The sequence below is a fragment of the Streptomyces sp. NPDC037242 genome (assembly GCF_055604165.1).
The window spans coordinates 40,243-53,921 of the sequence record NZ_JBVJUY010000026.1 but is presented as its reverse complement, the minus strand read 5'-3'; the positions used below and the strand labels follow the sequence as shown (position 1 = coordinate 53,921).

The 13,679-nt window shown below is 72.8% G+C and carries 14 protein-coding genes; 8 read left to right on the top strand and 6 right to left on the bottom strand.

Features of this window, described 5'->3' with window-relative positions; genetic code table 11:
- Positions 1 to 12: 12 nt before the first annotated feature.
- From paaD to paaA, 4 genes are read right to left on the bottom strand one after another with little or no spacing between them, the layout of a single operon-like run.
- The gene (paaD, locus tag ACZ7GJ_RS27260) at positions 13 to 555 is read right to left on the bottom strand and encodes a 1,2-phenylacetyl-CoA epoxidase subunit PaaD (RefSeq protein WP_470755544.1); all 543 of its coding nucleotides are present in this window, start codon (positions 553 to 555) and stop codon (positions 13 to 15) included.
- Positions 549 to 1,274 carry a 1,2-phenylacetyl-CoA epoxidase subunit PaaC gene (gene paaC / locus ACZ7GJ_RS27255; protein WP_470755543.1) on the bottom strand — a complete coding sequence of 242 codons (726 nt, stop codon included), beginning with the start codon at positions 1,272 to 1,274 and terminating at the stop codon, positions 549 to 551. The genes paaD and paaC overlap by 7 nt, the downstream gene beginning before the upstream one ends.
- Positions 1,271 to 1,555: a 1,2-phenylacetyl-CoA epoxidase subunit PaaB gene (gene paaB, locus ACZ7GJ_RS27250; protein WP_132758176.1), complete on the bottom strand. Its 285-nt coding sequence runs from the start codon at positions 1,553 to 1,555 to the stop codon at positions 1,271 to 1,273. The genes paaC and paaB overlap by 4 nt, the downstream gene beginning before the upstream one ends.
- Positions 1,552 to 2,559, bottom strand: coding sequence for a 1,2-phenylacetyl-CoA epoxidase subunit PaaA (gene paaA / locus ACZ7GJ_RS27245; protein ID WP_470755542.1), 1,008 nt, complete (start codon positions 2,557 to 2,559; stop codon positions 1,552 to 1,554). The genes paaB and paaA overlap by 4 nt, the downstream gene beginning before the upstream one ends.
- Before the next feature lie 135 nt (positions 2,560 to 2,694).
- On the opposite strand from paaA, the gene ACZ7GJ_RS27240 reads away from it, so the two are divergent.
- Genes ACZ7GJ_RS27240 through ACZ7GJ_RS27230 form a run of 3 tightly spaced genes read left to right on the top strand, consistent with a single transcriptional unit; the run spans position 2,695 to position 5,327 of the window.
- A complete protein-coding gene (locus tag ACZ7GJ_RS27240) occupies positions 2,695 to 3,390 on the top strand; it encodes a DUF5819 family protein (protein ID WP_470755541.1) in 696 nt (231 codons plus the stop codon).
- Positions 3,378 to 4,562, top strand: a complete 1,185-nt coding sequence (locus tag ACZ7GJ_RS27235; protein WP_470755540.1) for an HTTM domain-containing protein — start codon at positions 3,378 to 3,380, stop codon at positions 4,560 to 4,562. Before ACZ7GJ_RS27240 ends, ACZ7GJ_RS27235 begins: the two co-directional genes overlap by 13 nt.
- 9 nt (positions 4,563 to 4,571) lie before the next feature.
- Entirely contained in the window at positions 4,572 to 5,327 is a 756-nt protein-coding gene (locus ACZ7GJ_RS27230) for a TrmH family RNA methyltransferase (protein WP_470755539.1), read from the top strand.
- Positions 5,328 to 5,354: 27 nt separating this feature from the next.
- On the opposite strand, the gene paaN is transcribed toward ACZ7GJ_RS27230, so the two are convergent.
- The gene (gene paaN, locus ACZ7GJ_RS27225; RefSeq protein ID WP_470755538.1) at positions 5,355 to 7,052 is read right to left on the bottom strand and encodes a phenylacetic acid degradation protein PaaN; all 1,698 of its coding nucleotides are present in this window, start codon (positions 7,050 to 7,052) and stop codon (positions 5,355 to 5,357) included.
- Between the two features lie 123 nt (positions 7,053 to 7,175).
- On the opposite strand from paaN, the gene ACZ7GJ_RS27220 reads away from it, so the two are divergent.
- A complete protein-coding gene (locus ACZ7GJ_RS27220) occupies positions 7,176 to 8,702 on the top strand; it encodes a 3-hydroxyacyl-CoA dehydrogenase (protein ID WP_470755537.1) in 1,527 nt (508 codons plus the stop codon).
- Positions 8,699 to 9,286, top strand: a complete 588-nt coding sequence (locus tag ACZ7GJ_RS27215) for a TetR/AcrR family transcriptional regulator (RefSeq protein ID WP_365921960.1) — start codon at positions 8,699 to 8,701, stop codon at positions 9,284 to 9,286. The genes ACZ7GJ_RS27220 and ACZ7GJ_RS27215 overlap by 4 nt, the downstream gene beginning before the upstream one ends.
- Position 9,287: 1 nt before the next feature.
- On the opposite strand, the gene ACZ7GJ_RS27210 is transcribed toward ACZ7GJ_RS27215, so the two are convergent.
- Positions 9,288 to 9,866 (bottom strand): Lrp/AsnC family transcriptional regulator, encoded by a 579-nt coding sequence (locus ACZ7GJ_RS27210; protein ID WP_470755536.1) that lies wholly within the window; start codon positions 9,864 to 9,866, stop codon positions 9,288 to 9,290.
- 178 nt (positions 9,867 to 10,044) lie between these two features.
- Between ACZ7GJ_RS27210 and pdhA the strand changes: the two genes are divergently transcribed.
- From pdhA to ACZ7GJ_RS27195, 3 genes are read left to right on the top strand one after another with little or no spacing between them, the layout of a single operon-like run.
- A complete protein-coding gene (gene pdhA, locus ACZ7GJ_RS27205) occupies positions 10,045 to 11,178 on the top strand; it encodes a pyruvate dehydrogenase (acetyl-transferring) E1 component subunit alpha (RefSeq protein ID WP_470755535.1) in 1,134 nt (377 codons plus the stop codon).
- Entirely contained in the window at positions 11,178 to 12,176 is a 999-nt protein-coding gene (locus tag ACZ7GJ_RS27200; protein WP_470755534.1) for an alpha-ketoacid dehydrogenase subunit beta, read from the top strand. Before pdhA ends, ACZ7GJ_RS27200 begins: the two co-directional genes overlap by 1 nt.
- A complete protein-coding gene (locus tag ACZ7GJ_RS27195) occupies positions 12,176 to 13,540 on the top strand; it encodes a dihydrolipoamide acetyltransferase family protein (RefSeq protein ID WP_470755533.1) in 1,365 nt (454 codons plus the stop codon). The genes ACZ7GJ_RS27200 and ACZ7GJ_RS27195 overlap by 1 nt, the downstream gene beginning before the upstream one ends.
- Positions 13,541 to 13,679: the final 139 nt, after the last annotated feature.

Below are 13,679 nucleotides of genomic sequence, written 5' to 3'. Positions count from 1 at the left end.
GGACACAGCCATTTACAGCTCCTTGAAGTGGTCGAACGGTTCCCGGCACGCGGTGCAGCGGCGCAGCGCCTTGCATGCGGTGGAGGAGAACCGGCTGAGCAGCTCGGTGTCGGTGGATCCGCAGTGGGGGCAGCGGACCGACAGGGTGAGCGGTACGGGTCCGTCGGCGGCGTGCGGCCGCGGCGGGGCGATGCCGAACTCGGCCAGCTTGCGGCGGCCCTCGGCGCTGATGTCGTCGGTCGACCAGGCGGGGGCGAGCACGGTGCGGACCTGCACCCGGGGTATCCCGTGGTCGGTCAGGACCCGCTCGATGTCGGCGGACATGGCCTCGATGGCGGGGCAGCCGGTGTACGTGGGGGTGAGGGTGACCTCGGCGTGGCCGTCCTCATGCATCCGCACGCCGCGCAGGACGCCGAGCTCGCCGAGGGTGAGCACGGGCAGCTCGGGGTCGGGCACGGAGCCGGCCAGTGCGGCGAGCTCCGTCTCCAGCCGGGTCGCGCCCGCGGTCGCGTCCTGCGCCTCGGCGTCGGTGGTGCGGTCGGTGTACGTCACCATGACGCCCCCGGGTGGCTCCGGTGCAGGTGCTGCATCTCGGCGAGCAGCCGCCCGAACGGCTCGGTGTGCAGGCCCTGGCGTCCGGCTCCGGCTGCCCACGCGCCGGTGCGCGGCCCCTCGGGCAGTGCGAGCCCGGCCCGCTCCAGTACGCCGGTCAGCGTGGCCAGCCAGCGCTCCTCCAGGGCGGTCCAGTCCACGCCGTCGAGTCCGTCCACCGGCTGGAACATCTCGCCGGTGTACTTCCACAGCGCGTCCAGGGCGGTCCGCATGCGGCTGCGGCTCTCCTCGGTGCCGTCGCCGAGCCGCAGCGTCCACTGCTCGGCGTGGTCGCGGTGGTACGCCGTCTCCTTGACCGCCTTGGCGGCGAGCGGCCCGAACGGGCCGTCCCCGGCCGCGAGCAGGCCGTAGAGCTCGTGCTGGTAGAGCGAGAAGTAGAGCTGGCGGGCGATGGTGTGGGCGAAGTCGCCGTTGGGCTGCTCGACGAGCTGGAGGCAGCGGAAGGACCGCTCCTCGCGCAGGAACGCCAGCTCGTCCTCGTCGCCGGCCATGGACAGCAGGATGCGGGCCTGGCCGAGCAGGTCGAGGGCGATGTTGGCGAGGGCGACCTCCTCCTCCAGGACCGGGGCGTGGCCCGCCCACTCGCCGAGGCGGTGGGAGAGGATCAGCGCGTCGTCCCCGAGGGCGAGGGCCGCGGAATTCACGACATCGGTGCTGGTCACAGGTGGTGCACCCCCTCGGGGATCTCGTAGAAGGTGGGGTGCCGGTACGGCTTGTCGGCGGACGGGGCGAAGAAGGGGTCCCGCTCGTCGGGCGAGGAGGCGGTGATCTCGGCGGAGGGGACCACCCAGATCGAGATGCCCTCGCCGCGCCGGGTGTAGAGATCGCGGGCGTTGCGCAGGGCCATCTCCGCGTCGGGGGCGTGCAGGCTTCCCGCGTGCGTGTGCGAGAGGCCGCGCCGCGAGCGCACGAACACCTCCCACAGCGGCCAGTTCTGCGTCATACCCGTGCCTCGCTTTCCGTGACTTCCTGTGCCTGTGCTGCCTGGCCTGCGTGTGCGTGCTTCTCGGCATAGGCCGCGGCCGCCTCGCGGACCCAGGCGCCTTCCTCGTGTGCCCTGCGGCGCTGGCCGATGCGCTGGTCGTTGCACGGGCCGTTGCCCTTGAGCACGTCCCAGAACTCCGCCCAGTCGATCGCGCCGAAGTCGTGGTGCCCGCGCTGCTCGTTCCACTTGAGGTCCGGGTCGGGCAGGGTCAGGCCGAGCGCCTCGGCCTGCGGGACGGCGATGTCCACGAAGCGCTGGCGCAGCTCGTCATTGGAGTGCCGCTTGATCCGCCAGGCCATGGACTGCGCCGAGTGAGCCGACTCGCCGTCGGGCGGGCCGAACATCATCAGCGAGGGCCACCACCACCGGTCGACCGCGTCCTGCGCCATCGCGTGCTGCTCCTCGGTGCCCTTGGACAGGGCCATGAGGAGCTCGAAGCCCTGCCGCTGGTGGAAGGACTCCTCCTTGCAGATCCGGACCATGGCCCGCGCGTAGGGACCGTAGGAGCAGCGGCAGATCGGCACCTGGTTGGTGATCGCGGCGCCGTCGACCAGCCAGCCGATCGCGCCGACGTCGGCCCAGGTCAGCGTGGGGTAGTTGAAGATCGAGGAGTACTTCTGCTTGCCCGCGTGGAGCTTGTCCAGCAGCTCGTCGCGGCTGGTGCCCAGCGTCTCGGCGGCGCTGTAGAGGTACAGGCCGTGGCCCGCCTCGTCCTGGACCTTCGCCATCAGGATCGCCTTGCGGCGCAGCGAGGGCGCGCGGGTGATCCAGTTGGCCTCGGGCTGCATGCCGATGATCTCGGAATGGGCGTGCTGGGCCATCTGCCGGACCAGGGTGGCGCGGTATTCGTCGGGCATCCAGTCCCGCGGCTCCACGCGCTCGTCCGCCGCCACGGCCGCGTCGAACGCCGCCGCGAGCTGCGCGCCGAGGTCCTGCCCCGTCTCCGGGGTCACTGCAACCATCCCGGTCCCCTTGCCAGAGTGTCCGTCCGCCCGACCGACCGATCGTTCGGTTCATCCTCTTCAATGGTGAGACGCAGGCCCGTAGGGTGTCAACCTCTGTGGTCAACCCTGTGGACGCCGGACGATCGGGACGGGATGGATTCGAACGAGCGAGAGCCCGTGGAAAAGGCCGCCCCGCCGCCGCGAGAGCCCTCGGAAACGGCCGCCCCGCCGCCGCGGGCGCCCGGTATCGCCGGCCTGTCCGCTCCCTACCGGGTCGCCGTCGCGCTCGCGCTGGGCGCCGTGGCCGTCGCCGCCTGCTGGCACCTGGCGTTCGTCTTCCTGCACGTGGCCCCGAGCAACACCGTGAGCAAGCAGCACGCGCAGACGGTCGACGGCTGGATCTACCCCGAGTTCGAACAGAACTGGAAGCTCTTCGCCCCCAATCCGCTCCAGCAGAACATCGCGGTGCAGGTACGGGCCCAGGTGCGCGGCGCGGACGGCGAGCTGGTCACCGGCGACTGGCGCGACCTGTCCGCCGAGGACGGCGAAGCCATCCGGCACAACCTGCTGCCGAGCCACACCCAGCAGAACGAGCTCCGGCGGGCCTGGGACTTCTTCACCGGCTCCCACGACGAGGACAACAAGGCGAACGGCGAGCGCGGCGAGCTCTCCGAGCAGTACCTGCGGCGCATCGCGCTCCAGCGGCTGGAGCCCCGGCAGCCGCCCGGTGCGGTGATCGTACGGATCCAGCTGCGCTCGGCCACGAAGGCGGTGGCCGCGCCGAAGTGGTCCGACGAGAAGTCCGACACCGAGACGTACTACCGGGAGCTGGCGTGGTGGACGGTGTGAGGGTGCGGGCGTCCGCCTCGCGGGCGCTGGCGAAGGTCACCGGGCAGGCGCTGGGCCCGTACCAGAGCGCCGTGATCCGCATCGGCTTCGCCGGGACCTGGCTGTTCTTCCTGCTGTGGGAGTTCCCGAACCGGCACGAGCTGTACGGGCCCGACGGCCCCTGGAGCTGGGGGATGGCCGAGCGCCTGATCGCCTCCAACCGGGCGTTCACGGTGCTGATGTGGTCGGACTCGACGCTGTGGTTCGAGCTCGTGTACGCCGTGTCCGTGCTGGCCAGCCTGCTGCTGATGCTGGGCTGGCGGTCGCGGGCGATGTCGGTGCTGTTCATGGTCGGAGTGCTGTCGCTGCAGAACCGCAGCGTCTTCATGGGCGACGGCGGGGACAACGTCATCCACCTGATGGCGATCTACCTGGTGCTGACGCGGTGCGCGCAGGTCTGGTCCCTGGACGCGAGGCGGGCGGCGCGCTGCGGATCGGCCACGGCCGGGGCGGCCGGGCCGGTGCTGTGGGCCGTCCTCGGCGTGCTCTTCGCGTACGGGGCGGTGACCGCGCGCTTCGGGTACGGCTGGCTGGTGGCCTTCGCGGCCGTGTGGGTGGGCACCGCGCTGTGGTGGATGGTCGACCGCTACGAGCCGACGGGGGAGGGGCGGGCGGTCCTCGACGTCCTCGCGAACGTGCTGCACAACGCGGGGATGCTGGTGATCATGGCGGAGGTGTGCCTGATCTACGCGACCGCGGGCTGGTACAAGATCCAGGGGTCGCGGTGGCAGGACGGAACCGCGCTGTACTACCCGCTGGGGCTGGACTACTTCACCCCTTGGCCGGGGCTGTCCTCGCTGCTGGCGAGCAGCGGGACGATGGTGATGCTGCTGTCGTACGGGACGGTGGCGGTGCAGGTGGCGTTCCCGTTCACGCTGTTCAACCGGCGGATCAAGAACGTGCTGCTGGGCGTGATGATCGTCGAGCACGCGGGGATCGCGGTGCTGCTGGGGCTGCCGTTCTTCTCCCTGGCGATGATCGCCGCCGACGCGGTGTTCCTGCCGACCGGGTTCCTGGTCTGGCTCGGCGCGCGGGCCGCCCTGCTGAGGCCCCGCCGCGGGACGGACGCGCCGACCCCGCCGGACGCCGAGCCCGCCCAGGTGCCGGCGGGGTCCGCCGGCCGGGCGCCGTAGGGTCGGGGCATGAGTGAGCAGGCAAGTGCGGACGAGACGGTGCGGCGGTGGCGGGAGGCCGCCGAGGCGGGGGACCTGGTCCTGCTGGACGGGTTCCACGCGCTGAAGCACGCCCTGCGGTTCGGGGCCGAGGTACGGATGGCCGTCGCGGACGAGCCCGGCGCGGTACGGGGCCTCGCGCGCGAGCTGGCTCCGGACGTGGAGGCCGAGGTGGCCCGGCTGGTGCAGCGGGCGCCGCTGAAGGGGCTGCTGCCCCGCGTGCATCCCACCGGGGTCGCCGCGCTCGCGGTGCGGCCCGCGCGGGAGGCCGGGCGCGCGGCCCTGGCGGAGCTGCCCCGCCGGGCTCCGGTCGTCGTGCTCGACAACCCCCGCAACCTCGGCAACGTCGGCGCGGTCGTCCGGCTCGCCGCGGGCTTCGGCGCCACCGGCGTCGTCACCCGGGGCGACCTCGACCCCTGGCACCCGAACGTCGTCCGCGCGGGCGCCGGCCTGCACTACGCCACCACCGTCGACCGGGTCACGCTGGAGACCCTGCCGCCCGGGCCGCTGTACGCGCTCGACCCGGAGGGCGAGGACATCCGCTCCCTCACCCTCCCGGACGATGCCCTGCTCGCCTTCGGCTCAGAACGCCACGGCATCTCGCCCGAGCTGCGCGCCCGCGCCGACCAGCTGGTGTCCCTGCCGATGCGGCCGCAGGTCTCCAGCTACAACCTGGCCACCAGCGTGGCCATGACCCTCTTCCACTGGGGCGGCCCCAAGCCGTGACGGCCGGGGCCCCAGCTGCGGCTCCGGCTACGCCTGGCGGCGGACCTCCACCACCCGGAAGCGGTTCGCCACGAACGCCCCGTCGCACAGCGCCGCGTTCGCCGCGGGGTTGCCGCCGGAGCCGTGGAAGTCCGAGAAGGCCGCGGTCTGGTTGACGAACACCCCGCCCGTGAGGTTCAGCGAGAGCTGCGCCGACTCCTCCAGGCAGACCTCCTCGATGGCCCGCTCGGTGTCCGTGGACGTCGTGTACGCGCCGACCGTCATCGCGCCCTTCTCACGCACGGTGCGGCGCAGCAGGTCGAGGGCGTCCGCCGTGGAGTCCACGGCCACCGCGAAGGAGACCGGGCCGAAGCACTCGGAGAGGTACGGGGCCTCCGGGTCCGGCTTGGCGGCGTCCAGCTTCACCATCACCGGCGTACGCACGACCGCGTCCGGGAACTCGGGGTTCGCGATCTCCCGCGAGGCCAGCGCGACCTCGCCCAGCCCGGCCGCCGCCTCCAGCCGGGCCTTGACGTCCGGGTTGACCAGCGCGCCCAGCAGCGCGTTGGCCCGGGCGTCGTCGCCGAGCAGCCCGCCGACCGAGGCCGCGAGATCGGCGACGACCTCGTCGTACGACTTGTGGCCGGCGTCCGTGGCGATGCCGTCGCGCGGGATCAGCAGGTTCTGCGGGGTGGTGCACATCTGGCCGCTGTACAGGGACAGCGAGAACGCCAGGTTGGACAGCATCCCCTTGTAGTTGTCGGTGGAGTCGAGGACGACGGTGTTGACGCCGGCCTTCTCCGTGTAGACCTGCGCCTGGCGGGCGTTGTCCTCCAGCCAGTCGCCGAACTCCGTGGAACCGGTGTAGTCGATCAGCTTGATCTCGGGGCGGACCGCGAGGGTCTTGGCGATGCCCTCGCCCGGCCGCTCCACCGCCAGCGCCACCAGGTTCGGGTCGAAGCCGGCCTCGGCGAGGACCTCGCGGGCCACCTTGACCGTGAGCGCCAGCGGGAGGACGGCGCGGGGGTGCGGCTTGACCAGCACCGGGTTGCCGGTGGCCAGGGAGGCGAACAGGCCCGGGTAGCCGTTCCAGGTCGGGAAGGTGTTGCAGCCGATCATGAGGGCGATGCCGCGCGGGACCGCGGTGAAGGTCTTGCCCAGCTCCAGCGGGTCCTTCTTGCCCTGCGGCTTGGACCAGTCGGCCTGCCCGGGGACCCGGGTCTGCTCCTCGTACGCGTAGGCCACGGCCTCCAGGCCGCGGTCCTGGGCGTGGGGGCCGCCGGCCTGGAACGCCATCATGAAGGCCTGGCCGCTGGTGTGCATGACCGCGTGCGCGAACTCGTGGGTGCGGGCGGAGATGCGCGACAGGATCTCGACGCAGACCAGGGCGCGCACTTCGGGACCGGCGTCGCGCCAGGCGCCCATGCCGGCCTTCATCGCGGGCAGCAGGACGTCGATGTCCGCGTGCGGGTACTCCACGCCGAGCGCCGGGCCGTACGGGGAGACCTCGCCGCCGGTCCAGCCGTCGGTGCCGGGCTGGTCCAGCTCGAACCGGGTGCCGTCGAGGGCCTTGAAGGCGGCGAGCCCGTCCGCCGGCGCGGTCTCGCCGTACGCCTTCGGGTGCTCGGGGTGCGGGGACCAGTAGGCGCGGCTGCGGATGGCGGCCAGCGCCTGGTCGAGGGTCGGCCGGTGCCGCTCCGACAGAAGGGATGCGGGCAGTGCTGCGGCGGACTGGTCGGCGGCCATCAAGACCAACTCCTCGTTGAGCCGGGCGAAAAAGAGCAGACTGGAGTTAGAGTAACCGAACGATCGGTCGGGACAAGAGGGCCCGGCGGACCTGTGGACAAGTCGGTGCGGGAGGATCGGGTCATGACAGCAATCGAGCGGTCCCGCACTGTGGCGGTCGTAGGCGCCGGAACCATGGGACAGGGCATCGCCCAGGTCGCCCTTCTCGCAGGTCACCGCGTGCTGATCTACGACATCAACGCGTCGCTGGCCGCCGACGGCGTCGGCATGGTCCAGGACCGGGTCGAACGGATGGCCGCCAAGGGCCGGCTGGACCGGGCCGAGGCCGAGGACGCGATCGGCCGAATCGATCCGGCCGCCGAGCTGTCCGACCTTGCCGGGGCCGCGCTCGTCGTCGAGGCCGTCGTCGAGGACGTCACCGTCAAGCGGGCGCTCTTCGCGGCACTCGAAGAGGTGGTCGCGCCGGACGCCCTGCTGGCCACCAACACCTCCTCCCTGTCCGTCACCGAGCTCGCCGCCGGTCTCGCGCACCCCGGCCGCTTCCTCGGCCTGCACTTCTTCAACCCGGCCCCGCTGCTCCCGCTGGTCGAGGTGGTCAGCGGATTCGCGACCGACCCGGCCGCCGCCGACCGCGCGTACGCCACCGTGCTGGGCTGGGGGAAGACGCCGGTCCGCTGCGCCGACACCCCGGGCTTCATCGTCAACCGGATCGCCCGCCCCTTCTACGCCGAGGCCTTCGCGGTGTACGAGGAGCAGGGCGCCGACCCCGCGACCATCGACGCCGTGCTCCGCGAGAGCGGCGGCTTCAAGATGGGCCCCTTCGCGCTGACCGACCTGATCGGGCAGGACGTGAACGAGGCCGTCACCCGCTCGGTGTGGGAGTCGTTCTTCCGCAGCCCCAAGTTCACCCCCTCCCTCGCGCAGCGCAGGCTGGTCCAGTCGGGCCGCCTCGGCCGCAAGTCGGGACACGGCTGGTTCCCCTACGGCCCGGACGCGGAGGCACCCGCCCCGCACACCGCCGGCCCCGAGGACGCCCCGGCGAAGGTCTCCGTCGTCGGCGACCTCGGACCGGCCGCCGAGCTGGTCGACCTCTTCGAGGAGGCGGGGATCGCGGTCGACGCCACCCCGCACGGGGGCCCGTACATCCAGCTCCCCGGCGAGGGCCAGCTCGTCCTCGCGGACGGCAAGACCGCGATCGAGTTCGCGGACGTCGTGTACTTCGACCTCGCGCTCGACTACCGCGGCGCCACCCGGATCGCGCTCTCCGTCGGCGAGGACACCAGCGAGCAGACCCTCGCCGAGGCGGTCGGGCTGTTCCAGAAGCTCGGCAAGAAGGTCTCCGTCATCGGCGACGTCCCCGGCATGATCGTCGCCAGGACCGTGGCGATGCTGATCGACCTCACCGCCGACGCGGTCGCCCGCGGAGTGGCCGCCGCCGAGGACGTCGACACCGCCATGCGGCTCGGCGTCAACTACCCGCTCGGGCCCGCCGAATGGCACGACCGGCTCGGCCGGGACTGGGCGTACGACCTGCTCCACAACCTCGACGAGCGCTGCCCCGGCGGCCGCTACGCGCCCTCGCTGGCGCTGTTCAGGCTGGGCTACGCCGCCGGTGACGAGGACACGGCCGAAGCCCAGGAGTCGGAGTGACGGCGGCCAGGCGGGACACGTACACGCCCGAGACGCTGCTGTCCGTCGCCGTCCAGGTCTTCAACGAGCGCGGCTACGACGGCACCTCGATGGAGCACCTCTCCAAGGCGGCCGGCATCTCCAAGTCGTCGATCTACCACCACGTCGCGGGCAAGGAAGAGCTGCTGCGCCGGGCCGTCAGCCGGGCGCTGGACGGCCTCTTCGCGGTGCTGGAGGAGCAGGGCGCCGTACGGGGCCGCGCGGTCGAGCGGGTCGAGTACGTCACCCGCCGCACGGTCGAGGTCCTGGTGGCGGAGCTGCCGTACGTGACGCTCCTGCTGCGCGTGCGCGGCAACACCCGTACCGAGCGGTGGGCGCTGGAGCGCCGCCGGGAGTTCGACCACCAGGTCGCGGACCTGCTCAAGGCCGCCGCGGCCGAGGGCGACCTGCGGGCCGACGTCGACATCCGGCTGGCCACCCGCCTGCTGTTCGGCATGGTCAACTCCCTGGTCGAGTGGTACCGCCCGCACCCGGGCACGCCCCCGGACCAGCTCGCGGACGCGGTGGTCAGCATGGCCCTGGACGGCCTGCGCACGAAGCGCTGAGCTACTCCTCCGAGATCGTCGGTCCGGCGCCCGGGCCCGGGCCGCGGTCGAGGAGGTCCGTTTCCTCGAAGACCAGCAGCGTGCGGGTGGAGAGGACCTCCGGGATGGCCTGGAGGCGGGTCAGGACCAGCTCGCGCAGGGTGCGGTTGTCCGGGGTGTGCACCAGCAGGAGGACGTCGAAGTCCCCGCTGACCAGGGCGATGTGGGCCGCGCCCGGGAGCTCGCGGAGCTGCTCGCGCACCGTCCGCCAGGAGTTCTGGACGATCTTCAGAGTGATGTACGCGGAGGCGCCCTGGCCCGCGCGTTCGTGGTTCACGCGGGCCGTGAAGCCGCGGATCACGCCGTCGTCTATCAGCCGGTTGATCCGCGCGTAGGCGTTCGCCCGGGACACGTGCACCTGCTCGGCGACCGACCGTATCGACGCCCGGCCGTCCGTCTGGAGCAGCCGCATGATCGAACGGTCGACGGGATCCAGCGCGCGCGCCGGTGCCTGGGGGACCGGCGGGACCGACGGGGTCCCGGGGGCACCTCCCGGTGGGACCTGCGTGGAACCCGCTCCGGCCATTTGTTCATCCGCCATCGCCCACTGCCTCCCTCTTCTGGACGTCCTGCATCCATCCCAGGGCCCCGGCGCCACTTTGTCCACAGCCTGGAGCCGCCTGTAGCCAAATTGCGCAGACAACCGAACAATCGGTAGGTGAGGCGCCTCACATCCGAGGCTCTCCCTGCCCGCTTCCCACGAGGAGGTGTACGCCGCCATGACGGTCCAAGAGCTGCCCGGTGCCGGTGCGTCCCACCGTTCCACCCCGCCGCCCGCCTGGAGGCCCCGTACGGATGCCGCCCCGCTGCTCCCGGACCCCGAGCCGTACCGGGTGCTGGGCACCGCGGCCGCCGAGGGGCTCGACCCGGAGCTGATGCGCCGGTGCTACGCCGAGCTGGTGCGCGGCCGCCGCTACAACGCCCAGGCGACCGCCCTCACCCGGCAGGGCCGTCTGGCCGTGTACCCCTCCACCGTCGGCCAGGAGGCCTGCGAGATCGCGGCCGCGCTGGTCCTGGAGGAGCAGGACTGGCTCTTCCCGAGCTACCGCGACACCCTCGCGGCCGTGGCCCGCGGGCTGGACCCCGTACAGGCGCTGACCCTGCTGCGCGGCGACTGGCACACCGGGTACGACCCGCGCGAGCACCGGATAGCACCCCTGTGCACCCCGCTGGCCACCCAGCTGCCGCACGCGGTGGGCCTGGCGCACGCCGCCCGGCTGCGCGGGGACGACGTGGTCGCGCTCGCCATGGTCGGCGACGGCGGCACCAGCGAGGGCGACTTCCACGAGGCGCTGAACTTCGCGGCCGTCTGGCAGGCCCCGGTGGTCTTCCTCGTCCAGAACAACGGCTTCGCGATATCCGTACCGCTCGCCAAGCAGACCGCCGCCCCCACCCTGGCCCACAAGGCCGTGGGGTACGGAATGCCCGGCCGCCTCGTCGACGGCAACGACATCGCCGCCGTCCACGAGGTGCTGTCCGAGGCCGTCCGGCGGGCCCGGGCCGGCGGCGGACCGACGCTGATCGAGGCCGTCACCTACCGGATCGAGGCGCACACCAACGCCGACGACGCGACCCGCTACCGCGGCGACGCCGAGGTCGAGGCGTGGAAGGCGCACGACCCGGTGGAGCTGCTGGAGCGCGAGCTGACCGCGCGCGGGCTGCTCGACGCGGCGGGCATCCAGGAGGCCAAGGACGCGGCCGAGGTGATGGCGGCGGAACTGCGGGAGAAGATGAACGCGGAGCCGGTGCTCGACCCGATGGACCTCTTCACCAACGTCTACGCGGAGCAGACCGGCCAGCTGCGCGAACAGGCGGCGATGCTGCGTGCCGAGCTCGAAGCGGAGTCCGAGTGATGACGACGGTGGCGACCAAGCCGGCGACGATGGCCCAGGCCCTGACCCGGGCCATGCGCGACGCGATGGCCGAGGATCCGACCGTCCACGTGATGGGCGAGGACGTCGGGGCGCTGGGCGGGGTCTTCCGGATCACCGACGGGCTCGCGAAGGAATTCGGCGAGGACCGCTGCACCGACACCCCGCTCGCGGAGGCCGGGATCCTGGGCGCCGCGGTGGGCATGGCCATGTACGGGCTGCGGCCGGTGGTCGAGATGCAGTTCGACGCGTTCGCCTACCCGGCGTTCGAGCAGCTGATCTCCCATGTGGCGAAGATGCGCAACCGGACTCGCGGCGCCATGCCGCTGCCGATCACGATCCGCGTGCCGTACGGCGGCGGGATCGGCGGCGTGGAGCACCACTGCGACTCCTCCGAGGCGTACTACACGGCCACGCCCGGTCTGCACGTGGTGACCCCGGCGACGGTCGAGGACGCGTACGGGCTGCTGCGCGCCTCGATCGCGAGCGACGACCCGGTGGTCTTCCTGGAGCCCAAGCGGCTGTACTGGTCGAAGGCGCAGTGGTCGCCGGACGCACCGGCGGCCGTCCCCGGCATCGGCAAGGCGCTGGTCCGGCGTGCGGGCACGAGCGCGACGCTGATCACCTACGGACCCTCGCTCCCGGTCTGCCTGGAGGCGGCCGAGGCGGCGCGCGCGGAGGGCTGGGACCTGGAGGTCCTGGACCTGCGCTCGCTGGTCCCGTTCGACGAGGACACCGTCGTCCAGGCGGTACGCCGGACCGGTCGCGCGGTCGTGGTCCATGAGGCCGGCGGCTTCGGCGGACCGGGCGCGGAGATCGCCGCCCGCGTCATGGAGCGGTGCTTCCACCACCTGGAGGCGCCGGTGCTGCGCGTGACCGGCTTCGACATCCCGTATCCGCCGCCGATGCTGGAGAAGCACCACCTGCCGGGCGTCGACCGGATCCTGGACGCCGTGGCCCGCCTGCAGTGGGAGAACTGATGGCGCAGGTAATGGAATTCAAGCTCCCCGACCTGGGCGAGGGCCTGACCGAGGCGGAGATCGTCCGCTGGCTGGTCGCGGTCGGGGACGTCGTGGCGATCGACCAGCCCGTCGTCGAGGTCGAGACGGCCAAGGCGATGGTCGAGGTGCCGTGCCCGTACGGGGGCGTGGTCACCGCGCGCTTCGGCGAGGAGGGTACGGAGCTGCCGGTAGGGGCCCCGCTGATCACCGTGGCGGTGGGGGCGTCGTCCCTCCCGGAGGCCCCGGCGGCGCCGGCCCCGGCGGCGGAAGCCGAAGGCTCCGGCAGTGTGCCGCGGCCGCTGATCGGATACGGCGAGGACCAATCGCGCCCGGCGCGTCGGCGACGGGTGCGACCCGTCACCGCCGCGGTGTCGGCGCAGCCCGCCGTGCCGGCCGCCGTGCCGGTCAGCGTGCCGCCGGCGGCGCCCGTCGCGCCCGTCGCGCCCGCCGCGCCGGTCGTAGCCGTCCCGGCCGGGCCGGTCCCCGTGATCTCGCCGCTGGTGCGCAAGCTGGCCAAGGACAACGGGGTCGACCTGCGCGGGCTGACCGGTTCGGGCCCCGAGGGGCTGATCCTGCGGGCGGACGTCGAGGCGGCGCTGCGGGCGCCGGCGCCGGCACCGGCACCGGTCCAGGCCGCCCCGGCCGCGGCCGCGAAGGGCGAGCGGATCCCGCTCAAGGGCCTGCGCGGAGCCGTGGCCGAGAAGCTGTCGCGCAGCCGCCGGGAGATCCCGGAGGCCACCTGCTGGGTCGACGCGGACGCCACCGAACTCATGGCGGCCCGGGCGGCGATGAACGCCGTGGGCGGCCCCAAGATCTCGGTGCTCGCGCTCCTGGCGCGGATCTGTACGGCGGCGCTGGCCCGTTACCCGGAGCTCAACTCCACCGTGGACCTGGCGGCCAAGGAGATCGTCCGGCTCCCGGACGTGCACCTCGGCTTCGCCGCGCAGACCGAGCGGGGCCTGATGGTCCCGGTGGTCCGTGACGCCCAGACGCGGAGCCCGGAGTCGCTGTCGGCGGAGTTCGCCCGCCTGACCGAGCTCGCCCGGGCCGGGAAGCTGGCCCCGTCCGACCTGACCGGCGGGACGTTCACCCTGAACAACTACGGGGTCTTCGGGGTCGACGGCTCGACGCCGATCATCAACCACCCCGAGGCGGCCATGCTCGGCGTGGGCCGGATCATCCCGAAGCCGTGGGTCCACCAGGGTGAGTTGGCCGTGCGCCAGGTCGTCCAGCTGTCCCTGACCTTCGACCACCGCGTCTGCGACGGCGGCACGGCGGGCGGCTTCCTGCGGTACGTCGCCGACTGCGTCGAGTCCCCGGCGGTGCTGCTGCGCTCGCTCTGACGCCGAACGGGTGGTCGCGGGGGGGGGGGGGGGGGGGGAGGGGGCGGGGGGGGGGGGGGGGGGGGGGGGGGGGGGGGGGGGGGCGGGGGGGGGGAGGGGGGGGGGTGGAGGCGGCCCGCAAGGGGTGGATCTAAGCGGT